The following is a 24467-nucleotide window of genomic DNA, read 5'->3' as shown; positions in this document are numbered from 1 at the left end:
ATCACAGGCCCCCTGATGTCGCGACCCACTCGCCGTAGAACAGGCCGATGCCGAGCGCGCAGGCGATTGCAGTGAGCAGCCAGAACCGGATGATGACGGTGGTCTCGGCCCAGCCGCCGAGCTCGAAGTGGTGATGGAACGGGGCCATGCGGAACACGCGTCGCCCGGTTGTGCGGAACACCGCGATCTGGATGACGACGGACAGGAACTCAGCGACGAAGATCGCGCCGACGATGATCATCAGCAGCGCGGTGCTCGTGGTCAGGGAGACGCCGGCGATGAGGCCGCCAAGCGCGAGGGAGCCGGTGTCGCCCATGAAGATCTTGGCCGGAGCGGCGTTCCACCACAGGAAGCCGATGCACGCGCCACCTGCCGCGGCACAGAGGATCGCGATGTCGAGCGGATCACGCACGTGATAGCAGCCCGCGGTGATCTCGTTCGCGCAGGAGTTGCGGTACTGCCAGAAGGTGATGATCACGTATGCGCCCACCACCATCGCGGTGGTACCGGCGGCGAGGCCGTCGAGGCCATCGGTGAAGTTGACCGCGTTCGACCATGCCGTGACCACGAAGTACACGAAGATGACGAACAGCAGCGCGGACATCGACATCGTCGAGATCTCGCGCACGTACGAGAGGTTGGGGCTCGCGGGAGTGAGCCCCTCCTCGTTGCGGAACCGCAGCAGCAGCACGCCGAAGATCACCGCTGCGGCAAGCTGTCCCACCAGCTTCGAGGTCTTGTTGAGGCCGAGGTTGCGCTGCTTGCGGATCTTGATGTAGTCATCGAGGAATCCGACACCGCCCAGCATCGTGGTGAGGCCGAGCACCACCATGCCCGATGCCGTGGGGCCCTCGCCGTCGAAGCCGATGCCAAACAGGTGCGAGCCGAAGTAGCCCACCCAGATGCCCACCACGATCGCGATGCCACCCATCGAGGGGGTACCGCGCTTGGAGTGGTGCGACTGTGGTCCGTCTACGCGGATCTCCTGGCCAAGGCCCTGCCTCGAGAGGATCCGGATCAGCACCGGGGTGAGCAGGATGGACACCGCGAGGGCCAGCCCGCCCGCGATCAGGATCTGTGTCACTGGAGGTTCTCCGTTCCGTCCGCGGATTCAGTGGCAGGAGCTGCCGGGGCATCGGCGATCAGCGCTTCCGCGACCGTCCACAGGCCCACTGCTTTCGACGCTTTCACCAGGACGATGTCGCCGGGCGCGAGCTCATCCCGCAGAATGGCGAGCGCGGCATCAGCATCATCGACGAGCAGTGATTCGTTGTTCCACGAACCCTCCATGACGGCTCCCTGGTGCATCGCGTGCGAGGGGCGCCCTGTTCCGACCACGAGGAGCCGGTCGATGAGCAGCCGGACTGCTTGCCGCCCGATCCGATCATGCTCGACCACCGACTCATCCCCGAGCTCGCCCATCTCGCCGAGCACGGCCCAGCACCGCTGCCGCTGCTTGCCGCTGCGTCCCATCGTGACCAGGGCCTTCAGCGCGGCCCGCACCGCATCCGGATTGGCGTTGTAGGAATCGTTGATGATGATCACGCCATCCGCGCGCTCAGTGACCTCCATGCGTCGCCCCGATGCGCCCTTGGCGCCAGCGAGGGCGTCCGCGACCTGCTGCAGCGTCGCGCCGCACTCCAGCGCTACGGCGGCCGCGCACAACGCGTTGGTCACGAGGTGCTCGCCGTGGACGGCGAGCCGGACCGGGATCTCCCCGTCCGGCGTGACGAGCTGGAACGTGGCGCGCGCCTGATCATCGAGGGTGAGGTCAACGGCCCGCACGTGTGACTGCTCCGACTGCCCCACGAGCACGACCCGGGCCGAGGTCCGCTCGGCCATCGCGGCAACGAGCGGATCGTCCGCGTTGAGGATCGCGACGCCGCCCTGATCAGCCGGCGGCAGCGATTCGGGGAGCTCGCCCTTTGTCCGGGCGATCATCTCGCGGCTGCCGAACTCGCCGAGATGGGCGGTGCCGACATTGAGCACCACGCCGATCCGGGGCGGGGCCGTCTCCGCGAGCGCCGCGATGTGGCCCGGGCCCCGGGCCGACATCTCCAGCACGAGGAAGTCAGTGTCCCCGGTAGCTCGCAGCGCCGTCCAGGGGTGGCCGATCTCGTTGTTGAACGATCCAGGCGGCGCGATGACGGAACCCAGCGGCGCCAGCGTCGCCGCGATCAAGTCCTTGGTCGAGGTCTTTCCTGCTGAGCCGGTCACCCCCACCACCGTGAGGCCGTGGTCGTGGGCGAGGGCGTCCACGCTGGCCCGGGCGAGCCGCGCGAAGGCCGCGAGCACCGCGGCGCCCGACCCATCGGTGTCATGCTCGAGCGCCATGGCCGTGCCAGCCCATTCCCCGCCCTGCTGCCCGGTGCTCGGCGGAGCCACGATGGCAGGCACCCCGACCGGGCGCGCCGCGAGCACCGCGACCGCCCCAGCCTCGACAGCACGCCCAGCGAACTCGTGCCCGTCGACAGCCGCTCCAGGCAGCGCTAGGAAGAGATCGCCCTGCTCGACCTTGCGGGAATCGAACTCCACGGCACCGGTGACCTCCACCGAGTCGTCCGGCACGTCGTGCAGCTCGCCGCCGACGACCTCGGCGATCCGCCGCAACGTCATCGGGATCATCGCACGCCCTCGCTCGTCGTGGCAGCGAGGATCTCATCGATCGCCCCGGCTAGTTCCACCCTGTCATCGAACGGCTGCTTCACGCCCTTCACTTCCTGTCCCGATTCGTGGCCCTTGCCCGCGACGACTACGACGTCATCGCCCACGCCATGCGCGTGGATCCACCGCACGGCCTCCACGATGGCCGCGCGCCGATCACCTGTCTCCGCGATGGTGGCGCGCTCCGCCTCCGCTACCTGCAGCGCCCCAGCGACCACCTCGGCCCGGATGGCTGCCGGATCCTCATCACGGGGATTGTCATCGGTCACCACCAGCAGGTCGCTGCCGCGAGCCGCCGCTGCCCCCATCGGCGCTCGCTTGCCGGTGTCCCGGTTGCCACCAGCGCCCAGCACCAGGACGATCTTGCCACGCGCCTGTCCGCGCAGCGTCGCGAGAACCGCCTCCACGGCGCCTGGCTTGTGGGCGTAGTCAACGACCGCGAGGAACGGCTGGCCCCGGTCGACCCGCTCCATGCGGCCCGGCACCTGCACCTCGCCCAGCCCAGCGGCCGCGGCGGCGGGATCCACGCCAGCCGCATCGAGCAGCGCGAGCGCCAGCAACGCATTGGCGATGTTGTAGCGGCCCGGCAACAGGATCGTGACGGGATACTGCGCGCCGGCAGCGGTCTCGGCGAGGAAGGACTGCACCCCCACGCCCGTCACCTCCGGGGCGCGCGCCACCCAGCTGGCGAGGTGTCCATCGGCCGATACGGTGGTCACCTCACCGGTAGCGCGATCGGTCATGCGGCTGCCCCAGTGATCGTCGACGCAGATCACCGCGCGTTCCGCAGCCGGGCGCGACCGGCCGTCGAAGAGCTGCGCCTTGGCACCGAAGTAGTCGTCGAGGTCCTTGTGGAAATCGAGATGATCCTGGGAGAGGTTGGTGAAGCCGCCGACCGCGAACCGGCAGCCGTCCACGCGCCCGAGCGCGAGGGCATGGCTGGATACCTCCATCACGACGTGGGAGATGCCGCGCTCGACCATCACGGCGAGCAATGCCTGCAACTGGGGTGCCTCTGGGGTAGTGAGCGCGCTGGCGATGGGTTCCCCGGCGATGCGCGTCTCGACGGTCCCGATCAGCCCGGCCTTGTGCCCGGCCGCGGCGAGACCGCCCTCGACGAGGTACGCGGTGGTTGTCTTGCCCGAGGTGCCGGTGATGCCGATGAGGGTGAGGTGGTCCGACGGATTGCCATAGATCCGCGCGGCCACCGCGCCCAGTACCGAGCGGGGAGCCTCGTGGAGCAGTAGCGGAACCTGCACGCCGGCCTGCTTGATCAGCTCCGCGCCTGCGGCATCGGTGAGCACCGCGATGGCCCCGTGCTCGACAGCCTGGTCAACGAATGCGGCTCCGTGCGCCCGCGCGCCGGGCAGCGCTGCGAACAGGTCCCCGGGTCGAATGTCTTGCGCTCGCAGCTCCACTCCGGCCACGTTGAGGGCCGAGTCGAGGTCCGGGTCGAGGTCCGGGTCGAGGTCGTCACGAGGACGTCCCGCATTGTCATCGATCGTGGCGCCCGCGAGGCTGGCTAGCTCGGCAAGAGGAACGGGGGCGAGGGTAGTGGGGCGCGGGGTCCTCGCGTGCTGTCCGTGGGCCACGTGCCCGCTCCTCTCGATCCGCTGCGTCGTGCTGTCCTGGCAAGGTCCGGGCGCGTGCCCGGCATTGCGAAACGTTACCGTCCCGCCCAGCGCCACACACGGCGCCCGGGGGAATCGTCCCGTTGTCCCTCGCTCGGGCTGCTCACAAGCCTGGCGCGCTGGTGTCGATGACCAGGCGGGGCGCCTCGGGCGAGAGCGGCACGTTGTCGCGCTGGAGCAGCCAGGACGCGACCGTGCTGAACAGCGGAGCCGCCGAGGTGCCGCCACCGCCATCGACGCCCCGGACTGGCGCGTCGAGCATGATCGAGATCACGTAGCGGGGATCATCGGCGGGGGCCATGCCGGCAAAGGTGATCCAGTGCAGCGAATCGGAGTAGCAACTGCAATCGGGATCCACCTGCTGGGCGGTGCCCGTCTTGCCCGAGATCTGGTATCCCGGCACGGCGGCGGATGCTCCCGTTCCCTGCTGGTACCCCATGGGATCGGACTGGACGACGCTGCGGAACATGTCCCGCACGATCCGGGCGGTCTCCGGGCTCACTACCTGGACAGGCTCGGGCGGCGTCGGTTCGGTGCGGTTGCCCGATGGATCAACGACCGCGTTGATGATCCGCGGCGGGATGCGCACGCCGTCGTTGGCGATGGCCTGGTAGATGCCGGACATCTGCAGCAGGGTCATGGACATGCCTTGCCCGATTGGCATGTTGGCGAAGGTGCCGCCGCCCCAGGTGTCGAGGGGCGGGACCATGCCGGTGCTCTCTCCAGGCAGTTCGATGCCGGTGGGCAGGCCCACGCCGAATCGCCACAGCATCTCCGCGAACCGTTCCTCGCCGATCCGCTTGGCCAGCATCAGGGTGCCCACGTTGGATGACTTGCCGAAGATGCCCGTCGTCGTGAAAGGGACTACACCATGCTTCCACGCATCCTTGACGGTGACCCCAGCCATATCGATCTCGCCATCGACCTGCAGGACCTCGTCGGGCGAGGTGAGATCGTCCTCTATGGCCGCGGCAGCCGTCACGATCTTCGCGACCGAGCCTGGCTCGAAGGGCGTGCTCACCGCGGGGTTGCCCAGCACCGAGACCTGGTTCTCCGGGGAGGCGAGTCCTAGCGCTGGGTTGAACGTATCGTCATTTGCGATCGCGATGACCTCGCCAGTGGCCGCGTCCTGCACCAGGATCGAACCAGCGCGCGCGCCGGAAAGGTCCACCGCCATCTCGATCTGTTGCTGCACGAAGAACTGCACGTCATTGTCAAGGGTCAGCTCGATCGTCACGCCATCCTCGGCCGGGACGACATCGCGCGTGCTGCCAGGAATGACGGCGCCATCCTCGCTGCGGTCGTAGGTGCGCGAGCCATTGCGCCCGGCGAGCTGAGCATCCATGGATCGCTCGAGACCGAGCAGCCCGTGGCCGTCCCAGCCGGTCGAGCCGACAACGTTGGCGGCGAGCGCTCCACCCGGGTACTGGCGGATATCCTGCCGCTCGGCACCTACCTCCGGGAACTCCTCCCTGATGTCGGTGGCGACGGCCGGATCGACGTTGCGCGCGAGGTAGACGAAGGTGGTGTCGCTGAAGAGCTGGCGGCGCAGCGTCCGCTCGGTGACACGCTCGTCGAGCGCCTTCGACACGCCACGTGCGATCTCCCGCAGCCGCGCGTCCGGATCAGGCGCCTCGGGGTCGGTCTCCTGCTGCTGCTCGAGCTGCTCGCGGATGCGTTGCGGCTGGAAGGTCAGCGCGCGCGCCTGGGTGGTGAACGACAGCATGGCGCCATCGCGATCCGTGATAGCGCCTCGTTTTGCTGGATCGATCAGCGACACCGTTCGCTGCAGCGCGGCCTGCTCGGACAGCCTGCTCGCCGAGATTCCCTGCACATTGATCAGTTGCACGATGATCAGGCCCAGCGCCATGGACATGGCAAGTCCGGCTATGCGGTAGCGCGGGCCTGCGGTGGTGGCGCGAGCGGTAGCGCGCCTAGGGCGCTTCGTTCGCGGACGTTGTGCTTGTGGACGGCCAGTCGTCACGGTTGCTCTGCGCTGTTCTCCGGTGTTGGGTTCACTGCGTTCGTGGGGCCGTCCGGCCCGGGAACGACGGGGCTCAGCGTCTCCACGGGCACGCCGTCGAGGCCAAGCGCTGGAAGCTGCCCGGGCGTTGGCAGCTCATCGACGGGAATCGGCACCATTACCTCGAGCTCGCGCTCCGCCGAGCCCGACCGAGGACCAGTCTCGGACGGATTCGCGGGCTCGATATTGAATGGTGGCAGGGGCGAGCCCGAAGCGGCAGTAGGCTCGCCGTGGAGGGTCACGCTTCCGTCCGCGGCAACGGTCAGGTACGCCGGCGCGGGCGCGGGGATCATGCCCAGCTCCCCTGCCGCTTGAGCGAGCGCGGGGGCGGAGCGACCGAGCGCGACATCGCGAAAGAGCGCCTCCCTCGTCTCGGAGAGCTTCTTGGTCTCGAGCTTCTGCTCAGAGATCTGGTACGCCTGCTGCGCCGCTTGGGTGGACAGGAGCAAGGTGAGCGCGAGCCCAGCGACCAGCATCGCGATGATCAGTGCGACGAAGGGGATGCGGCTGGCCTGGCTCCGCACGACGTTCGCGATCTGGGCCCGCGATGCCCCTGCCGATCCGCCATCCCGGCTGGAACGGCGCTCGTAGGCTCGCCGCGCGGCCGGCGAGAGCCCCGATCCTGGACCGGACCTGTTGCCGCGCCTCGTGATGTCCTTGCGCTTGCGCGGCGGGGTGAAGGTGGTCATGCTTCTCTCCTTGCGATCCGTTCAGCGGCCCGGAGCCTCACGGGCACCGCTCGAGGATTGGATGCGGCTTCCGCCTCGCTCGCTCGCTCCGCGCCGCGCGTGAGGAGCCGGAACTCGGGTCCCGCGCCCGGTAGCTCGACGGGCAGGCCGGGTGGGGTCCGGGAGGCGCACCGCTCGGCGAGCGCCCGCTTGACGATGCGATCCTCGAGCGAGTGGTAGGACATGATGGCGATGCGGCCGCCGATGCGGAGCGAGTCAAGCGCGGGCCCGAGCACCCCGTGCAAGGCGTCGAGCTCACCATTGACCTCGATCCGCAGGGCCTGGAAAGTGCGTTTCGCGGGGTGCCCGCCGGTTCGCCGCGTGGCCGCGGGTATCGCCCGGTAAAGGAGCTCTACGAGCGGACCGCTGGTGGTGAACGGTTCCTGCGCGCGCTGCTTGACGATCTCTCCGGCGATCCGTCTCGCGAACCGCTCCTCGCCATACATCGAGAGGACCCGGGCGATGTCGGCGGCGCTATAGGTATTGACCACATCCGCGGCCGTCAGCTCCGACGTCGTATCCATGCGCATGTCGAGCGGCGCGTCCGTCGAGTAGGAGAAGCCCCGATCCTGCTCATCGAGCTGCATCGAGGAGACGCCGAGGTCCAGAAGGACCCCTGATACCGCGGAACCCGCGATCCCTGCTTGCTGCAAGGCGTCGTCGATGTCGTCGAAACGGGTATGGACCAGATGGACGCGGTCCTGGAACGGGCGCAGCCGCTCGCCAGCGAGCCGCAGCGCGTTCGTGTCGCGGTCGAGGCCCACGAGCACGAGCTCCGGGTACTCCACGAGGAAGCGCTCCGCATGGCCAGCCAGCCCGAGCGTTCCATCGACCAGCACCGAGCCAGGGGAATCGATCGCGGGGCCGAGCAGCTCGACCGCCCGGTCCGCCATGACCGGGAGGTGACGCTCGGCGGTCTCGCGATGATGCTCGGGCATCGGCTCGCTCATGCACGCTCCTACACGAATATCGGCTGGGGTATCGCTGAAGGCTCGGGGCATAACGTGGTCGTTCACGACTGCGGCCGGACTACGCCTGCATCGTGTGCGGCGTGGTCCCCATCCGGTAAGGGCACCTGGCGTTGGGGAAGTACGTCAGGGGCCTAACCGGATAGAGGCCACGCCGCACCTGGCTGGTCGTTATCCGCTCATGTGCCGACAGGGGCATCAATCACTGCAATCGCTACAGAATTTCCTTCAACACCTCGTCCGCTGCTGTCGAGTAGCCCTCCTCGTTGTCCGAGAGGTAGCTGTCCCATGCGGTGGAGTCCCAGATCTCGATGAAATCGACGGATCCCACCACCACGCATTCCTTCTGCAGGCCAGCCCATTGCCGGTGTGCCGACGAGATGCTGATCCGCCCCTGCGCGTCAAGGTGCTGCTCGTCCGCTCCCGCGGCCAGGCCGCGGATGAACGCGCGCGCGCTCGGGTCACTCCTCGACATCGCGGAAGCCTTGCGCGCGAGCTCCAGGAACTCGGCACGCGGGTAGACAGAAAGACTGTGATCCTGGCCCTTGGCCACCATCACCCCTCCTGCCAGTAGTTCCCGGAACCGAGCCGGAAGCGTCAGTCGTCCCTTGTCATCAAGCTTGGGCGTGTACGTGCCGAAGAACACGTCGTCGACACCTCCTCAACACGCAAGCCCAGGTGATTCACCCTCGTGTTCCACCGGCCACCACGTTACCCCACTTTCCCCCACCTGCAATCAATTACAGACGTGTTGCCAACGAAAACGCGGGGATATCCTCAGCTAGCGCGCCCGACGCATGGTGGGGGGCTTTGGCCTGCCGCGACTCTCGACCCCAGGGCACTGGTGGGCTGCGGCGCTCCGGCGTGCAGGTCGGCATTGCTCCAGAGTGCGAAAGAGTGCGAAAAACGACAGTTCCGGGGCCGAAGCCTGACGCTTCTCGCACGCTCACGCCCTCGATGCACGCGCTACGCCCTCCGCGCCCTCAAGGCTCGCGCCCTGGAGCCTCATCCGGCGCGGGACGTGGGTGGAAGTGGGGGAAGCGCTGCCGATCGCACGACACAACAAAGCCGGGCCCAGCTGCAAGAGCTGGACCCGGAACGAGAGTGATGTTGGAGCAAGCGCAGAGGCCTACTCCTCGAAGCGCTTGCGGAAGCGTTCTTCCATTCGCTCGGAGAAGCTGCCCGACGTCCGCTTCGGTGGCTTCTTCCCCGTCTTCCCGGTCTTGCCGGGTGGCTGCGTGGGTGCGTCCGGCTTGTCGCCAGCGCTCGCACTGCCGGAATCATGCTTGCCGAGCAGTGCCCACACCCCCGTACCAAACATCACGAGGAAGCCGAGGAAGCTGACGGCTGGGAATCCTCCTACCATCAGCACCGGGAGGGCGAGCCCGGCAATAAGCAGGACAAGACCCACGGCGAACAGCGCGATGAACTGCATGCGCCGCCGCGTCGACGGGCCTCGTGTTCCCGCAGAGCGCACTTGGGAGGCAAACTTCGGATCCTCCGCGTAGAGCGCGCTCTCGATCTGCTCGAGCATTCGCTGCTCGTGCTCGGAGAGTGGCACGGTCCCTCCCCCGCACTTGATGGTGAAAGCCGCACCGGTGGTGGCGGCGGGCTCCTGATTCGGACAAGAACTTACCACTATGATAAGGCGTGGCGCCGCCACTTACCACACGGATGATCTGTGCGATTTGTCGCACCCTCGAGAAATCCACCGTGCGACCGGCGCGCAGCCCCTCGAGCGCCCTGCGATCCGGGCTCATCACGCGCTGCGCGCCACATCGACATGGCGATGAACCGCATCGACGAACTCGCCGGCGAGCACGAACAGCGCATCGGCCTCCGACGCCGTGACGGGTCGCGCGCTACCGGCATCGACAATGGCGCGGCGCGTCGAGTAGGGCGCGATCCGCGCGACCCAGCCCTCCCACGGTTCACCTTCCGCAGCGAGCATCGCCCAGGCGCTCGCTGGGCGCCGCCTCCTGCTGCGCGGGACGCTGAGCATGATCACCGCGCCCGCAGCACGCAGCGCGGCGAGGTACGAGGCGCGGAACCGCTCCTCCGGGTGCTCGGCGAGCCCCGCCTCGGCGCAGAACGCATCAGCCCTCCTCAGCATCGACTGTGCCTGCGCGCTCGCGGGCGCCGGGCCTCCCGGGCCCGTGCACGACAACCTACGACGGGTTTCCGGACGCATCCGCCAACCTCCTTCCCGCCGGGCAACCCGGCACGCGGCGATCGCGAAGCCCGCCAAGCAGCCAGTAGGATCAACCGAGAGCCTGGGGCCAACGGTCGAGCCGTGATCCGGCAGGACGAGCCGCGGCATCGAACCCATGTTCGATAGAACTACGATAACGCGCAGGCCTGACACTTTTCCCTGTCCATGACCCGCCTCCCGAGGATCGCTACCGCAGTGCAGCAGCCGTACGTCGCCGATCTCACCCCGGCACAGATGCGCGACCGCCTCCACGAGGCGCTCACGATCTATGTCCAGGCCATGGGATACCCCGCATCCGTCGCTCGGCGGCGAGCCCCGATGTGGGCCGAGCATGCCCTGCGACCCGGCTGGCGAGCGGCCGCTGTCCTCGCGCCGCCCCGCGCGCACGACCGCCCTGCCCACGCGGCACTGCCCCAGGCCGACCTCCACGGCACGCTCCTCGGCATCGCATACGGCTACACGGGAGCCAGCCAGCAATGGTGGTACGAGCAGGTCCGCCGCGGCCTCACCCGGACGCACGGAAGCGCGGCGGCCGCGCAGCTCCTCCAGGACTACTTCGAGCTCACCGAGCTGCATATCCACCCCTCGGCCCAGGGAAACGGGCTGGGCGATGCGCTGCTCGGCCAGCTCCTCGCCGGATGCCCCGCATCCCGGGTGCTTCTCTCCACTCCCGAGGTGGTGGGCGAGTCCAATCGCGCGTGGCGGCTCTACCGGCGGCGCGGCTTCGAGGATGTCCTCCGCGACTTCCGGTTCGACGGGGACCCCCGCGCCTTCGCCGTGCTGGGGCGCGCCCTGCCGCTCGCGACGACCACCGCATAGGCTCGGGCATCGTGAGCGACGCCATCATCATCGGATCCGGCCACAATGCGCTGACCAGCGCCTGCTACCTGGCGCGGGCCGGGTGGACGACCACGGTCCTCGAGCGCGATACCGTCATCGGCGGCGCCGTATCGACAGTCGAGCGCTTCCCCGGCCATCGTGTCGATCGCGGCTCCTCCGCGCACCTGATGATCCGCCACAGCGGCATTATCGAGGACCTCGGGCTGTCCCGGCACGGGCTGCGCTACCTCGAGTGCGACCCCTGGGCCTTCGCGCCCGCCGAGCCCGGCACCGGGGAGCCGGGCATCGTGTTCCACCAGGACCTCGACGCCACCTGCGAGTCGATCCACCGTGCCTGCGGCCCCCGGGACGCGCGCGCGTACCGGAGCTTCGTCCATGACTGGGCGCCGCGCAGCCAGAAAGTGATGCGCGCGTTCGCGCGGCCACCGGCACCCGCCTCCCTGATCAGGTCGTTCTGGGGCCTGGACACTGATGGCGACCCTGCTCAGCTCTCCCGTGAGTTCCTCGCCAGCGGTGATGCGCTCCTCGACTACTACTTCGACAGCGAGCGGCTCAAGGCGGCGCTCGCCTGGTTCGGCGCCCAGTCCGGGCCGCCTGTCTCCGAGCCGGGCACTGCCCCGATGGTGGGATTCGCGGCGCTCATGCATGCCCTGCCCCCGGGGCGCCCCGTGGGTGGCAGCGGCGCGCTCACCGAGGCTCTGGCAGCGCGCCTGAGCGAGGATGGCGGGCGCATCCTCCTCGGCGATGCCGTCGATTGCGTGGAGCGCGACGGCAGTGAATGGATCGTCACGACCACTTCAGGCAAGCAGCATCGCGCCGCCACCGTCATCGCTGGCTGCCACGTGCTCACCACTCTCGATATGCTTGCCCGCGGCGGATACGATGCGCGACGGATCGAGACCTGGCGGCGCCGCATCCGGGTGGGTCCAGGGCTCGGAATGGCGGTGCGGCTGCGCTCCTCGGCGCTGCCCTCGTACCCCTCCGCGGGACCGGACGGCGACTCCGTGCTCGCCGGCCTGCAGCTCCTCGCCACCGATCGATCCCACCTGCGGCGCGCCCATGGCGCGATGCTTGCCGGGGACCGCGCCGAGCGACCCGTCGCGCTCGCGATGGCCTTCAGCGCGATCGATCCCACGCTTGCTCCGCCCGGCGAGCACCAGCTCACGCTGTGGTCCCAGTGGCAGCCCTACACGCTGCGGGACCACGACTGGGATGACGTCGCCGACCAGGAGTGCGACCGGATCATCGCCGAGCTCGAGCGCTACGCCCCCGGGCTCTCCGCGCAGCTCCTTGACCGCTACGTCCAGACACCCAAGTCACTGGCCACCGAGCTCGGCCTCCTCGGCGGCAATGTCATGCACGTGGAGATGGGGCTTGACCAGATGATGCTGTGGCGCCCTGTGCCGCAGCTCGCGCAGCATCGGGTCCCGGCCGCGCCGGGCTTCTACCTCACCGGGGCCTCGACCCATCCCGGCGGCGGCGTCTCCGGTTTCAGCGGGCGTAGCGCCGCACGGCTTGCTCTGCGCGATGCACGCTTCGGGAACCTGCGGCACCGCGTCGCGTGGCCACGATGACATCCTCCCGTCCGCGCGGGTCCTGGCTCGCGTGCATGGCGGTCCTGCTGTCGCTCGCGGCGATCCTGGCCCAGATCGTTTTCCCCCTGGCCGAGGGCACTCTCGCCGATACGGTGACCGCGCTCGTGGTGATCCTCCTGGCGGTCGCCGCGCTCGTGCACGCCCTCGCCTCCCGCGGCACTGCATTCGCGCTCACGCTGCTAGTCGGCGCGGCTGGTGGTGGCCTCGCCGCGGAGGCGATCGGTGTGGCGACGGGCTTCCCGTTCGGTTGCTACGAGTACGCCCTTGACCGGCTTGGCCCCGCCATCGCCGACGTCCCGGTGATCGTCCCGCTGGCCTGGGTGGGCGGGAGCTATCCGGCCTGGTGCGCGGCCTCGGCCGTGGCGTCCCTGCTGCCCCGTGGCCGCCAGTGGATACGGGTGCCCCTCACGGGAGCCACCATTGTCGCGTGGGACCTGTACCTCGATCCGCAAATGGTCACGGCCGGCTACTGGTCCTGGTGCGCGCAAGGCCCCACCCTGCCAGGCTTCCCTATTCCTCTGTCGAACTATGCGGGCTGGGCACTGGTCGCGCTATGCATCGCCACGCTTCTCGCTTTCGCCGACCCGGTTCCCGCGTCCTCGCCGCGGACCCAGATGCGACGGGACGCTGCACCCCTGGCATTGTTCATCTGGACGTGGCTGGGATCCGCCGTCGCGCACCTGGTGTTCCTTCCTGACCTGCGCCTTTCGGCCGTCTATGGGTTCGTTGGCATGGCGATCACGGGCGTTCCGCTGCTCCTGGCCGCTCGTCGCATCCGGCCCTGGAGATCACGGATGCATGGCAAACCCCGCCACCCTCGCGCACGAGGCGCGAACGACCTGGCACGATAGCCCTGTGTCTCAAACCGCATTGCCTCGGCGCGCGCGCACCGTCATCGCCACGTTGTTGCTCGCCACGTTCGCCACGCTCCTCGCCGGATGCCTGCGCGCTGACATCGACGTCAGCATCAGCAGCGATGATCGCGTGTCAGGACGAATGATCGTTGCCCAGCGCGCTTCGGGCGATGACTCCACGGGACCACAGCTACGGATCCAGGATTCCCTGCGCATCCGCGCCAGGGTCCAGCCGTGGGCCGACGAGGGCTTCGTGGGCAGCGAGCTCATCTTCAATGACCTCAGCTTCGCCGATTTCCGGCAGCTCGCCCTGACCAGCAGCGATGTCCCCGGCAGCTTTGATGTCCGACTGGTCCGCAACGGCTCGGACGTGACCCTCACCGGGCGCGCTGACCTGCGGAACATCGGTGAGGGCGCGGAGGTTCGCATCTCGGTGACCTTCCCGTCCTCGGTGGAATCCACCAATGGCGATCAGACCAGCAATCGATCAGTCACCTGGACTCCCGCGGCCGGACAGCTATCGACTTTCCGCGCCGAGACGAGCTACACCGACCCGAACACCCGCAGCTTCGCTGGCTGGGCGGGCTTCGTGATCGGGGGCAGCGTCGCCGCCGCGGTCGTCGTGGGCGCGCTCGCGTGGTTCAGCCGGAACCGGTCCCCCAAGCCTGGTGACCTCGTTCACTGACGTGCCGCCCCAGCGATGGCTAGCAACGATCGGTGCTTGCACCGCGGGCGTGCTCCTCGCGATGACCGTGCACAATACGGTTGCCGCGCCCCGGGCGCACCGAGGCGGGACATCTCGGCGCGACGTCACGGTATGCATCCCGGCACGGAACGAGGTCCACACGCTTCCCGCGCTCATCAGCGACCTCCGCCGGCAGGACACGGACCACCACGTGCGCGTGCTCATCCTTGACGACGCATCGACGGATGGCACGGCCGCGGCCGCTTCCGAGGCAATTGGCGGCGATCCGCGATTCGAGGTGCGCGCGAGCGACGCGGAGCCACCCCCGGGGTGGGTCGGCAAGCAGTGGGCCTGCCAGCGCCTTGCTGACCACGCGGCAGGCGGCCAGTCCGCGAGCGCGCGGACCGGGATCCTTGTCTTCCTCGATGCCGATGTCCGCGTCTCCCCGGTGGCGCTCGACGCGGCAGTGCATGCGCTCGATTCCTCCACGGCCGACCTGGTGAGCATCTGGCCGCACCAGGAGACTGGCACCGTTGCCGAGCACCTGATCCAGCCACTGCTCGCCTGGTCCTGGCTGGCTACCGCTCCGGTGCGGCTGGCCAACAGGAGCCTCCGTCCCTCGCTCGCTGTCGCGTGCGGCCAGTTCCTCGCCACTAGCACCAGCACCTATCAAGCGGTCGGTGGCCACGCGAGCATTCGCGGCTCCCTCGTCGACGACCTCGATCTCGCTCGCGAGTACCGCCGGCATGGCCGCCAGACTGCTGTCGTGCTGGGCAGGCAGGTCGCGAGCTGCCGCATGTACTCCAGCGCTGCCACGCTGCGCGCGGGCCACGGCCGGTGGCTGGGCCATGCCTTTGGTGGGCCGGTGAGCACCGCCATGGTCCTCACCGGGATCGCGGTGACCCAGATCCTCCCCGTGCTGCTCGTCCGTGCCCGCGATCCGCGCACGCGCGCGCTCGCCCGCGCCGGATACGCATCCCTGGTTGCCTCCCGGCTCCTGGCTAGCCAGGTGGAGCGAGGAGGCACTCCGCGACGTGCCCGGATCGCGAGCGCCCTCGCCCATCCCGCCGGTGCTGCTGGGGTGATCGCGCTGGTCCTGGACTCCCGGGCGCGGCACCGGCGCGGCGAGGCTACATGGCGATCGCGCCCGCTGCCGCGCCCGTGATCGCCTAGGCCGGCACTGCCGCCATGCCGAGGTTCGAGAGGACCTCCCGGGTGGCCTTGGCGAAGTTGAGGGTGCAGAAATGCAGGCAGGGGACCTCTTCGGCGATCAGCCGCTCGCACATCGTGGTGGCGAGCTCCATGCCGACCTTGCGAACCTCGGCCTTGTCCTCCTCCGGCCCGTTGCCGGCGGCGCGGGCGAGCCGTTCCTCGATGTGGGCGGGGATCTGGGAGCCGGAGAGCTCCACGATCTTGCGCACCTGCCGCAGCGAGGTGATCGGCATGATGCCGGGGATGATCGGCTTCTCGCCCTGGACGGGATCGGCCGCGACTACCCGATCCCGCAAGCGCAGGTAGTCGTCCACCTCGAAGAACATCTGGGTGATCGAGTACTCGGCGCCCGCGCGGAGCTTCCCCAGGAGGAACCGCGTGTCCTCCTCGAGCGACGCGGCACGGTAGTGCCCCTCGGGGAAGGACGCCACCCCGACGTGGAAGTCACCGAGCTCGCGGATGAGCCGCACCAGTTCCTCGGCGTACTCCAGGCCCTGCGGGTGCTTCACCCAGTTTCCCAGCGGATCGCCCGGCGGGTCCCCGCGCAGCGCGAGCAGGTTGACGATCCCGCGGTCGGCGTAGGACCCCACGAGCCCGCGCAGCTCGTCGAGGCTGTGGTTCACGGCGGTCAAGTGGGCTACCGGCAGCAAGGTTGTCTCCTGCGCCAGCTGCCCTGCGATGCGCACGGTGCGGTCGCGGGTCGATCCGCCCGCGCCGTAGGTCATCGAGACAAAAGCCGGGTGCATCTGCTCGAAGGTGCGCACCGCGCGCCACAAGCGCTGCTCCTCCAGCTCGTTGCGGGGCGGATAGAACTCCACCGAGAACGGCGTTCCGCCACGATGCTCGCGGATGCGCTCGACGATCGATGGTGTCCTGCTTGTTCGCTCTGTCGACTGACTTGCCCTGATTGCCACACACACAGCATACGGATTCAGCCGCGGGAGGGCCGTGACGGAGCGCACCGGCCGCGCTCCCAGTGCCAGGCCGCTGCCAGGCCGCTGCCATGTCGCCGATCCTCGTGCTGGTCGCTACTCTGGTGCGCGGGCGAGCCCGACAACGACAGGAGCCAGCGCTGAGCACACGACGAGACGTACTCACGGCGCGCGATCTGCCCCCGCTAGTGACCGGCGCGCTGGAGGCTTTCTTCGCATCCCGCAGGCCCCTGGTCGAGCCGATCGGGCCGGAGTATGCCGCAGCAATGGCACGGCTCGAGGCCTTCGTGCTCAGCGGCGGAAAGCGGGTGCGCCCGATGTTCGCGTGGCTGGGCTGGACCGCGGCAGGCGGCGACCCCACCGGGCCCGATGCCGAGCAGATGGTTTCCGCGTGCGCGGCACTGGAGCTCGTGCAGGCGTGCGCGTTGATCCACGACGACATCATCGACAATTCCGATACCCGCCGCGGGCGTCCCACGGTGCATGTCGAGTTCGCTGCGGATCACGCCGGGAACGGATGGTCAGGCAGCGCCGATCGCTTCGGCATGGCTGCTGGCATCATCACTGGTGACCTTGCTCTCGCCTGGGCCGACGATATGTTCTCCGGCTCGGGCCTGCCCGGCCCGGCGCTCGCGCGCGCGCGGCCGGTGTGGGCCGCCATGCGCACCGAGGTGCTCGGCGGGCAGCTGCTCGATATCGTCGCGGAGGCATCCGGTGACGGTCGGCGCGGCACCGCCGAGCGGATCAACCGGTTCAAGACCGCCGCGTACACGGTGGAGCGGCCCCTTCACCTCGGTGCCGAGATCGCTGGTTCCGATGCCCGGCTCATCGAGGACCTGCGCGCGTTCGGCGCCGCGATCGGTGTGGCGTTCCAGCTGCGCGACGACCTGCTCGGTGTTTTCGGCGATCCCGCGGTGACCGGCAAGCCCTCCGGCGACGACCTCATCGAGGGCAAGCGCACCGAACTGATCTCCCGCGCCCTCGACCACGGCGATCAGCACGATCCCGCAGCAGCAAGCAGGCTTCGTGGCTTTCTCGGGCGCCAGCTCGCTGCAGACGGGGTCAACGAGGCCCGCGCCATCCTGCACCAGCTCGGGGCAGTGCGCGCCATCGAGGAACGCATCGCCTCGCTCACCGATCGGGCGCTCGCGATCCTCGAGACCTCCAGCATGGCCCCCGGGCCGAAGCGGCAGCTGCAGGAGATGGCACTCTCCGTGACCCGCCGCGACCACTGATCCATCCGAAGTAAGCCCGAGGAGCATCCACGATGCCAGCACGCCACATCCACACCATTGCCCGGCCCGCGAACCGCGTCGTCATCGTCGGTGCCGGCCTGTCCGGGCTGAGCGCGGCGCTGCACCTTCGCGGCACCGGAGCCGACGTCACCATCGTCGAGCGCGCCAGCGCCCCGGGCGGCCGGGTCGGCGCCTACGAGGGCCCTGGCGGCAGCTACCGCATCGACAGCGGCGCCACCGTCCTGACGATGCCCGGGCTCATCGATGAGGCCCTCGCTGCGGTGGGCTCGGACCGCGCGCGCACCGGCTTGGTGATCCGTCAGCTCGCCCCGGCCTATCACGGTCGCTTCGCGGACGGCACGACCATTGATGTGCACAGCGACCCCGAGGCAATGGAGCACGAGGTCAGGCGGGCATGCGGGGCTGCCGAGGCCACTCGCTACCGGGAGCTGCGCGCCTGGCTCGGCGCGATGTTCGACACCGAGTACGACCGGTTCATCGCGGCGAACTTCGACTCCCCGCTCGATCTGGCGAACTCACCGTCCGCCTTCCGCGATATGGCCCGGTTGATCGCGCTGGGTGGCTTCAGCCGGCTCGGCAAGCAAGTAGCCAAGCGGATCGAGGATCCACGCCTGCGGCGCATCTTCACCTTCCAGGCCCTGTACGCCGGAATGCCCCCAGCACGCGCGCTCGGCGTATATGGCGCCATCGCCCATATGGACACCTCGCTCGGCGTGTACTTCCCCGATGGAGGCATGCACCGGATCACCGAGGCGCTCGCCGCCGCCTTGATCGAGGCGGGCGGCAGCATCCACTACAACACGGAGATCACCGGCCTCGAGCACAGTGGCAGCACGATCACGGCCGCCACCACCGCCGAAGGGCACCGCATCCCTGGCGATGCGTTCATCCTCACCGGGGACCTGCCCATCACCGATCAGCTGCTCGCCCGCACGCCCGCGCGCATCCCCCGGAGGGCGACGCGCTGGTCGCCATCGGCGTTCATCCTGCACGGCACGATCCCCCAGTCGGTAACAGGGTTGTGGGATGCCCAGGCCCACCACACGATCGACTTCGGCGATGCGTGGGATTCCACGTTCGAGCAGCTCACCGCGCGCCGCGGCAAGGGAACCGTCATGTCCGACCCCTCGCTGCTGATCACCCGGCCAACGCTCACCAGCCCCGCCATGGTCGCGGACGGCGCGACCGGGCCCCGCGAGCTGCTCTCGGTGCTCGCTCCCGCCCCCAACCTGGTCTCGGCACCACTGGCCTGGGACGCGCTCGAACCGTCCTACCAGGCCGAGCTCCTGGGCACGCTCGAGCGGCGCGGATACAAGGGAATCTCTGAGCACTTCGCCGTCGATCATGTCGATTCGCCACGGACGTGGGCAGCACAGGGCATGGCCGCCGGAACGCCCTTCTCCGCGGCGCATTCGTTCCCGCAGACCGGTCCATTTCGTCGACGCAACCTGGTCCGCGGCGTGGACAACGTCGTCCTTGCTGGATGTGGCACGACGCCCGGCGTGGGGGTTCCCACCACGATGATCTCCGGCCGTCTCGCCGCGCAACGCATCACTGGCGCTCCATGAGCCTGGCGGCGCCTACTGCACGGCTTCGGGATAGGGTCGTTCGATACGATGATCGCGATCCTGGCCACCATGGCCGCCACTGTGGGGAATGATCGACACCGATGAACGCCAAACACCGTGTTTCGCTGCATACGACCGCCGAGGAGCGGCGCATCGGCAGCCTGCGGGAGTTCTTCGGCAGTCTCCAGGGACGCGCCGCGCTCCTGGGCCTGCTCGGCGCTATCGTGCTGGTGATCGGTGGCCTCGGATCGGGAAGCCTGCGCCGCCACGATGCCCTGCTGGAGAACATGCAGCTCGGCTGGCTCCGGTACGGGCACGGCATGGTCATCTCGAGCATCCTGCTGTGGTCCGGGGTCCTGGTGATGATCTGGGCCTGGGTCCGGCTGGGCAGGCTCACCCTTCGCGGTGGCGTCACGCTCGCGGGACTGCGCCTCACGGTGCTCATGTGGACCGTGCCGCTCCTGCTCTCCGTCCCCTTGTTCAGCCGCGATGCCTACTCGTACATCGCCCAGGGGGCGTTGCTGCGCGACGGCTTCAATCCGTACAAGGTGGGGCCGGTCGCCAATCCCGGTGTGATCCTCGACAATGTCTCCACGGTGTGGACCACCACGCCCGCGCCCTATGGCCCGGCGTTCATGCTGACCGCGAAGACCGTCACCATGATCGCTGGGGACAACGTCGTCGCGGGCACCCTGCTCATGAGGGTCGCGATGCTGCCCGGGCTGCTGCTCACCTTGTGGGCGGTGCCACGCCTGGCACGCTACCTCGGTGGCAATCCCGCTGTAGCGATCTGGCTGGCCGTGCTCAATCCACTCGTGCTGATCCACTTGATCGGGGGCGTGCACAACGAGGTACTCATGGTCGGGCTGATGACAGCGGGTCTGGTCCTCGCCCTGCAGCGCCACCATGCCGCGGGAATCGCCGTGGTCACCGTCGGGCTGGCCGTGAAGGCCACCGCGGGGGTCGCGCTGCCCTTCATCGTGTGGATCTGGATGGTGCACCTTCGCGAGGATGCCACCGAGAGCGGCACGACACCCGCGCACCCATTGGTGCTGTTCGCGCGCACCGCGATCCCCGGCGTGGCCGTGTTCGCGATCGTGCTGGCCGCGATCTCCTTCGCGGCACAACTGGGCCTGGGCTGGCTCACCGCGCTCCAGGGCTCGGCCCTGATCGTCAACTGGCTCTCCCTGCCCACGATCCTCGCCCACATCGTCACCTGGTTCACTAGCTTCCCGCTGCTGAGCGTCCTCGATATCACCCGGATGATCTGTGGCGCGGCGATGCTGATCATCCTGATCACCGTGTGGTGGCGCGGCAGGCACACCCAGCGCGACGCCGTGCTCGGACTGCTGCTCGCGCTCCTCGCGATCGTGGTGCTCTCCCCCGCCGCGCTGCCCTGGTACTACTCGTGGCCCATTGCCATCGCCGCGGGCTTCGCCCTGTCCGACCGATCGCTCGTCATACTCACCGGCCTCTCGGTCTGGCTCATGGTGATCTTCCGACCCGATGGGGCCCACGGGATGTACGACCTGGTACATGTGGCCCTCACCTTCGCCGCTGCCTTCATCGCGGCACGCTCCCTCACCGTCGAGGACCCGCTGCGCCTGCGCCAGCTCGTGCGTGGCAAGCCCAAGCAGGCCACTGGACCGAGCGCGCAAGCCCCCACCGCCTAGGAACCCTGGAGCCGTGACACATACTGCCCCCGATGCCGAGCTCGATCGCGCCTTCGAGCTGTGCCGCCGCATCACCGAGCGCCATGCCCGCACCTACTACCTCGCGGCGAGGCTCCTGCCCGACCAGCAGCGCCCCGCGATCCACGCCCTGTATGGGTTCGCCCGGCAGGTCGACGACGTCATCGACGAAGGCAACGTCGAGCCCGCGGTGCAGGCTGCTTTCGTGGATACCGTCGAGCACGAGCTTCGCGATGCCCTCGAGCGCGGGGCCACGCCCACGGACCCGATCATCCTCGCGCTGAGCACCACCATCATCCGGCATGGCATCCCGCATCAGTACTTCTGGGACTTCCTCGCATCCATGCGGATGGACATCCCGGGCACGCGGGAGCACCGTGACCGATACCGCACGCTCGCTGAGCTGCATGAGTACACCTACGGCTCGGCGGCGGTCATCGGCCTGCAGCTGCTTCCGGTGTTCGGGGTGGATAGTCAGGCTGCCCGCGACGGCGCCGCCGCGCTCGGCGACGCGTTCCAGCTCACCAACTTCCTTCGCGATACGGCCGATGACTACCGGCGCGGCCGCATCTACCTGCCCCTCGCCGAGCTCGCGGCCTTCGGCGTGGACGAGGACATGCTCGCGCGGTGCGTGGACACCGGAGAAGCGACGCCGCAGGCACGGCGCGCCGTCGCGCACCTCATCGCGATCACTCGCTCGTACTACAGGAAGGCCGAATCCGGTTGCGCGGAGCTGCCTACCGAGGCCCGGATGTGCGTGGAGACCGCATTGATCCTGTACCGGGGCATCCTCGATGAGATCGAGTCCGCCGGGTACAACGTGTTCGCCCGTCGTGCCGTGGTGCCCCAGCGCACCCGCCTCGCCGTCGCGGCACCACGCATGGCGCGGGCCGCGCTCGCCGGGGCCCGGCCACGGGCCAGCGGCACCAGCTAGAGCGCGAGCGCCTGGGCGCGGCGCAGCACCTCGCGCGCCGAATGCGTGCGCAGGGCATCGACCGGGCGGCCTGGCAGGCTGGGGTCATCCTCGTACATCCACGCCAGCGCGCCGTCGTAGTCGAATCCGCCATCGCGCAGGACGGCGATGAGGCCGGGCAGCTGCTTGAGGATCCGACTGCGGCCAGGGTGCTCATCATCAGCGTCGAGGAACGCTGCCGGGACCACAGCGATGTCGTCGCGGCGCACCGCGAGCAGCTGATCCTCCCTCAGCAACTGGTGCACGCGGGTCACAGGGATGCCAAGCTCTTCAGCAACATCGGGCAGGGACAGGACTTCGTCCGATTCAGCGAGGACGTCCTCGCAGACTGGAAAGGTGCTCACACGGCTACCGTAGCGGGTGATGGCGCCAAAGCGGGTACTGGGCCAGCGCGCGACAGGGCTTCGAGCTGGCCGCTACCATCGGTACGGCAGGGAACCTGGATGGTTCCACCGACATCCTAGGAGTTGACGTCCATGAGCACAGGGGGCCAGCGGGGCTCGGACTCGCTCAATCTCGTCGGCACCCTGCTCGATAACCGGTACCGCATCGACGCGCCGATCGCCCGGGGCGGCATGTCTGTCGTGTACCAGGGAATGGACTTGCGCCTCGATCGGCCAGTAGCGATCAAGGTCATGGATCCCCGGTTCTCCGATGATCCACAGTTCCTCGACCGGTTCGAGCTCGAGGCGCGCAGCGTCGCCCGGCTGACGCACCCCTCTCTGGTCGCGGTCTTCGATCAGGGCACCGATGGCGAGCACGTGTTCCTGGTGATGGAGCTCGTTCCCGGCGGGACGCTGCGCGAGCTGCTGCGGGAGCGCGGGCCCATGCCTCCCTATGCGGCCGCAGCCGTCGCGCGTCCCGTGCTGCGCGCCCTCGCCGTCGCGCACCGCGCGGGCCTCGTGCACCGCGATATCAAGCCGGAGAATGTCCTCATCTCCGATGCAGGCGCGGTCAAGGTCGCGGACTTCGGCCTGGTCCGGGCCATCGCGGCATCCGGCACCACTACCGGCGGGATGATCCTCGGCACTGCCGCGTACCTCGCGCCCGAGCAGGTCACCACGGGTAGCGCGGATGCCCGCAGCGATGTGTACTCCCTCGGCGTGGTCATGTTCGAGATGCTGACCGGCCGCGTCCCGTTCAGTGGCGACAACTCGATCTCGGTGGCCTACCAGCGAACATCCCAGGATGTACCAGCCCCTGGCTCTCTCGTTCCGGGCGTGCCGCGCGAGATCGATGAGTTCATCCTGCGCGCCACTGCGCGCGAGCCGCAGCAGCGCTTCGCCGACGCGGGCGCGATGGTGCAAGCCCTGATCGCCGTTTCGGAGAAGCTCTCGCTGCCGCCGTACCGGGTTCCCGCGCCGCGCCAGTCCGCGCAGCACGTGGCCGTCTCCTCCATGCTGGGCCCAGCGGGAGCTAGTGGCAGCGTGGGCAAGCCTGGCACGGGCGAGGCCCCGGCTGGCACCGGCGCCCCGGACGGCAGCCACAGCACCACCGTGATACCGACGGGCGCGCCCGCTGCCCCGGCCGCTCCTGATACGGGCGAGCCCGGCCCGGGCCGCGCACCGAACGAGCGGACAACGACCATCCCGGCTGTCCAGGGATCCCCCACCACGGTCCTCCCCATGGGAGGCCCCTATCCGCCGCCGGCGAGCCAGGCAGCGGGTGGTCCCGCGGCAGCCCATGGCCAGCATGCCACGCCGGACCGCGCGCCCGCGCCGCCCGATCGTGGGCTCTCGTCATCCCGTGGCGCTCGCTCCCCGCTGGTACTGATCATCGTGGTCATGCTCCTCGCCGCGCTCGTGGGGGTAGCGGGGTGGTGGTTCGGATCGGGCCGCTACGTCACGGTGCCGTCCGTCACGGGCCTCAGCCTCGTCGCCACCGAGTCAGCGCTCGAGGAGGCCGGGCTCAACCCGGTCCGCGATGGGCAATACCGTGACTCGGAACCCGTCGATACGATCCTGGGGATCGCTCCGCCGCCGGGCAGCCGGGTCGTCCGGAGCTCCGATGTGACGGTGACGGTATCGCTGGGCCAGCCCGAGGTGCCCGCGATCGACGACGACATACCCGTGGACGAGATGATCGAGGACTTGCGGGAACGGACGTTCGCGGCGGTCATCGGCGATGGCGCCTATCACCGCGAGCGCCCCGAGGGAACCGTCGTGACGCTCCAGCCTCCCCCAGGATCGGTGCTCGCCGTGGGATCCCAGGTCACGATCACCCCGAGCCTGGGCGAGCCGATCATCGTTCCCAACGTGCGCGGCATGAGCACCAGCGAGGCACGCGCTGCCCTCGTTGATGCGGGCCTGAATGTCGGCGAGGTCGTCGAGGAGTTCGATGCCGGAATCGATGCGGGGGCAGTATCGGCGACCCGTCCCCCCATCGGCGGCGAGGCGGGCTCGGACACTGCCATAACGCTTGTCGTCTCGAACGCCGAGCGCGTTCCGGGCGTGCTGGGCCGCTCCGTGGCTGATGCCCGATCAACGCTCACGGAAGCGGGGTTCAGCGTGGCAGTGCGCCAGCTCGTCAACTCCAGCTCGTCACTAGTGATCGGCCAGAGCCCGAGCGCGGGATCGCGCGCCCAGCCGGGGAGCACCGTTACAGTGACGGCGCTGCCCTAGCTCGTGGGTCACGC

General features: G+C 69.0%; 21 protein-coding genes. 10 read left to right on the top strand and 11 right to left on the bottom strand.

Annotated features, from left to right (window positions below; genetic code table 11):
* Position 1: 1 nt before the first annotated feature.
* The 9 genes from mraY to QC765_RS13085 form a co-directional block, all read right to left on the bottom strand.
* Positions 2 to 1084: a phospho-N-acetylmuramoyl-pentapeptide-transferase gene (gene mraY, locus QC765_RS13125; RefSeq protein ID WP_278314896.1), complete on the bottom strand. Its 1083-nt coding sequence runs from the start codon at positions 1082 to 1084 to the stop codon at positions 2 to 4.
* On the bottom strand, positions 1081 to 2625 hold the full coding sequence (locus QC765_RS13120) for a UDP-N-acetylmuramoyl-tripeptide--D-alanyl-D-alanine ligase (protein WP_278314895.1): 1545 nt from the start codon (positions 2623 to 2625) through the stop codon (positions 1081 to 1083). Before QC765_RS13120 ends, mraY begins: the two co-directional genes overlap by 4 nt.
* Complete coding sequence (locus QC765_RS13115; protein WP_278314894.1) at positions 2622 to 4256, bottom strand: UDP-N-acetylmuramoyl-L-alanyl-D-glutamate--2,6-diaminopimelate ligase; 1635 nt, start codon at positions 4254 to 4256, stop codon at positions 2622 to 2624. The genes QC765_RS13120 and QC765_RS13115 overlap by 4 nt, the downstream gene beginning before the upstream one ends.
* A gap of 142 nt (positions 4257 to 4398) precedes the next feature.
* A complete protein-coding gene (locus QC765_RS13110) occupies positions 4399 to 6171 on the bottom strand; it encodes a peptidoglycan D,D-transpeptidase FtsI family protein (protein WP_278314893.1) in 1773 nt (590 codons plus the stop codon).
* Between the two features lie 104 nt (positions 6172 to 6275).
* Entirely contained in the window at positions 6276 to 7007 is a 732-nt protein-coding gene (ftsL, locus tag QC765_RS13105; RefSeq protein WP_278314892.1) for a cell division protein FtsL, read from the bottom strand.
* The gene (gene rsmH, locus QC765_RS13100; protein ID WP_278314891.1) at positions 7004 to 7996 is read right to left on the bottom strand and encodes a 16S rRNA (cytosine(1402)-N(4))-methyltransferase RsmH; all 993 of its coding nucleotides are present in this window, start codon (positions 7994 to 7996) and stop codon (positions 7004 to 7006) included. Before rsmH ends, ftsL begins: the two co-directional genes overlap by 4 nt.
* Positions 7997 to 8228: 232 nt before the next feature.
* Positions 8229 to 8660, bottom strand: a complete 432-nt coding sequence (gene mraZ, locus QC765_RS13095) for a division/cell wall cluster transcriptional repressor MraZ (protein ID WP_278314890.1) — start codon at positions 8658 to 8660, stop codon at positions 8229 to 8231.
* Positions 8661 to 9143: 483 nt separating this feature from the next.
* A complete protein-coding gene (locus QC765_RS13090; RefSeq protein WP_278314889.1) occupies positions 9144 to 9575 on the bottom strand; it encodes an SCO2097 family morphological protein in 432 nt (143 codons plus the stop codon).
* Between the two features lie 198 nt (positions 9576 to 9773).
* Positions 9774 to 10127 (bottom strand): SAV_6107 family HEPN domain-containing protein, encoded by a 354-nt coding sequence (locus QC765_RS13085; protein ID WP_278314888.1) that lies wholly within the window; start codon positions 10125 to 10127, stop codon positions 9774 to 9776.
* Between the two features lie 264 nt (positions 10128 to 10391).
* Between QC765_RS13085 and QC765_RS13080 the strand changes: the two genes are divergently transcribed.
* Genes QC765_RS13080 through QC765_RS13060 form a run of 5 tightly spaced genes read left to right on the top strand, consistent with a single transcriptional unit; the run spans position 10392 to position 15365 of the window.
* Positions 10392 to 11045 (top strand): GNAT family N-acetyltransferase, encoded by a 654-nt coding sequence (locus QC765_RS13080; protein WP_278314887.1) that lies wholly within the window; start codon positions 10392 to 10394, stop codon positions 11043 to 11045.
* 11 nt (positions 11046 to 11056) lie between these two features.
* On the top strand, positions 11057 to 12640 hold the full coding sequence (locus QC765_RS13075; RefSeq protein ID WP_278314886.1) for a phytoene desaturase family protein: 1584 nt from the start codon (positions 11057 to 11059) through the stop codon (positions 12638 to 12640).
* Entirely contained in the window at positions 12637 to 13512 is an 876-nt protein-coding gene (locus tag QC765_RS13070; protein ID WP_278314885.1) for a carotenoid biosynthesis protein, read from the top strand. Before QC765_RS13075 ends, QC765_RS13070 begins: the two co-directional genes overlap by 4 nt.
* Before the next feature lie 4 nt (positions 13513 to 13516).
* Positions 13517 to 14200 (top strand): LppM family (lipo)protein, encoded by a 684-nt coding sequence (locus tag QC765_RS13065; protein WP_278314884.1) that lies wholly within the window; start codon positions 13517 to 13519, stop codon positions 14198 to 14200.
* On the top strand, positions 14184 to 15365 hold the full coding sequence (locus QC765_RS13060; RefSeq protein WP_278314883.1) for a glycosyltransferase family 2 protein: 1182 nt from the start codon (positions 14184 to 14186) through the stop codon (positions 15363 to 15365). Before QC765_RS13065 ends, QC765_RS13060 begins: the two co-directional genes overlap by 17 nt.
* A 4-nt stretch (positions 15366 to 15369) precedes the next feature.
* Here QC765_RS13060 and metF read toward each other — a convergent pair whose 3' ends face one another.
* Positions 15370 to 16326: a methylenetetrahydrofolate reductase [NAD(P)H] gene (gene metF / locus QC765_RS13055; RefSeq protein WP_278314882.1), complete on the bottom strand. Its 957-nt coding sequence runs from the start codon at positions 16324 to 16326 to the stop codon at positions 15370 to 15372.
* Between the two features lie 89 nt (positions 16327 to 16415).
* Here metF and QC765_RS13050 point away from each other — a divergent pair, with 89 nt between their 5' ends.
* The 4 genes from QC765_RS13050 (at position 16416) to QC765_RS13035 (ending at position 21793) form a co-directional block, all read left to right on the top strand.
* Positions 16416 to 17579, top strand: a complete 1164-nt coding sequence (locus tag QC765_RS13050; RefSeq protein WP_278314881.1) for a polyprenyl synthetase family protein — start codon at positions 16416 to 16418, stop codon at positions 17577 to 17579.
* 32 nt (positions 17580 to 17611) lie between these two features.
* Positions 17612 to 19168 carry a phytoene desaturase family protein gene (gene crtI, locus QC765_RS13045; protein ID WP_278314880.1) on the top strand — a complete coding sequence of 519 codons (1557 nt, stop codon included), beginning with the start codon at positions 17612 to 17614 and terminating at the stop codon, positions 19166 to 19168.
* A 101-nt stretch (positions 19169 to 19269) separates the two neighbouring features.
* Positions 19270 to 20841, top strand: coding sequence for an alpha-(1->6)-mannopyranosyltransferase A (locus tag QC765_RS13040; RefSeq protein ID WP_278314879.1), 1572 nt, complete (start codon positions 19270 to 19272; stop codon positions 20839 to 20841).
* A 13-nt stretch (positions 20842 to 20854) separates the two neighbouring features.
* Entirely contained in the window at positions 20855 to 21793 is a 939-nt protein-coding gene (locus QC765_RS13035; protein ID WP_278314878.1) for a phytoene/squalene synthase family protein, read from the top strand.
* On the opposite strand, the gene QC765_RS13030 is transcribed toward QC765_RS13035, so the two are convergent.
* Positions 21790 to 22176: an Rv2175c family DNA-binding protein gene (locus QC765_RS13030; protein ID WP_278314877.1), complete on the bottom strand. Its 387-nt coding sequence runs from the start codon at positions 22174 to 22176 to the stop codon at positions 21790 to 21792. The two genes, QC765_RS13035 and QC765_RS13030, sit on opposite strands and share 4 nt — an antisense overlap.
* Before the next feature lie 132 nt (positions 22177 to 22308).
* On the opposite strand from QC765_RS13030, the gene QC765_RS13025 reads away from it, so the two are divergent.
* The gene (locus tag QC765_RS13025) at positions 22309 to 24453 is read left to right on the top strand and encodes a Stk1 family PASTA domain-containing Ser/Thr kinase (RefSeq protein WP_278314876.1); all 2145 of its coding nucleotides are present in this window, start codon (positions 22309 to 22311) and stop codon (positions 24451 to 24453) included.
* Positions 24454 to 24467 lie beyond the last annotated feature (14 nt).

Origin of the sequence: Hoyosella levis, assembly GCF_026008515.1 — a bacterium.
Classification (GTDB): Bacteria; Actinomycetota; Actinomycetes; order Mycobacteriales; family Mycobacteriaceae; genus Lolliginicoccus; species Lolliginicoccus levis.
Note: the sequence above shows the minus strand (reverse complement) of the source record. Positions and strands in the feature narration are given on the sequence as shown.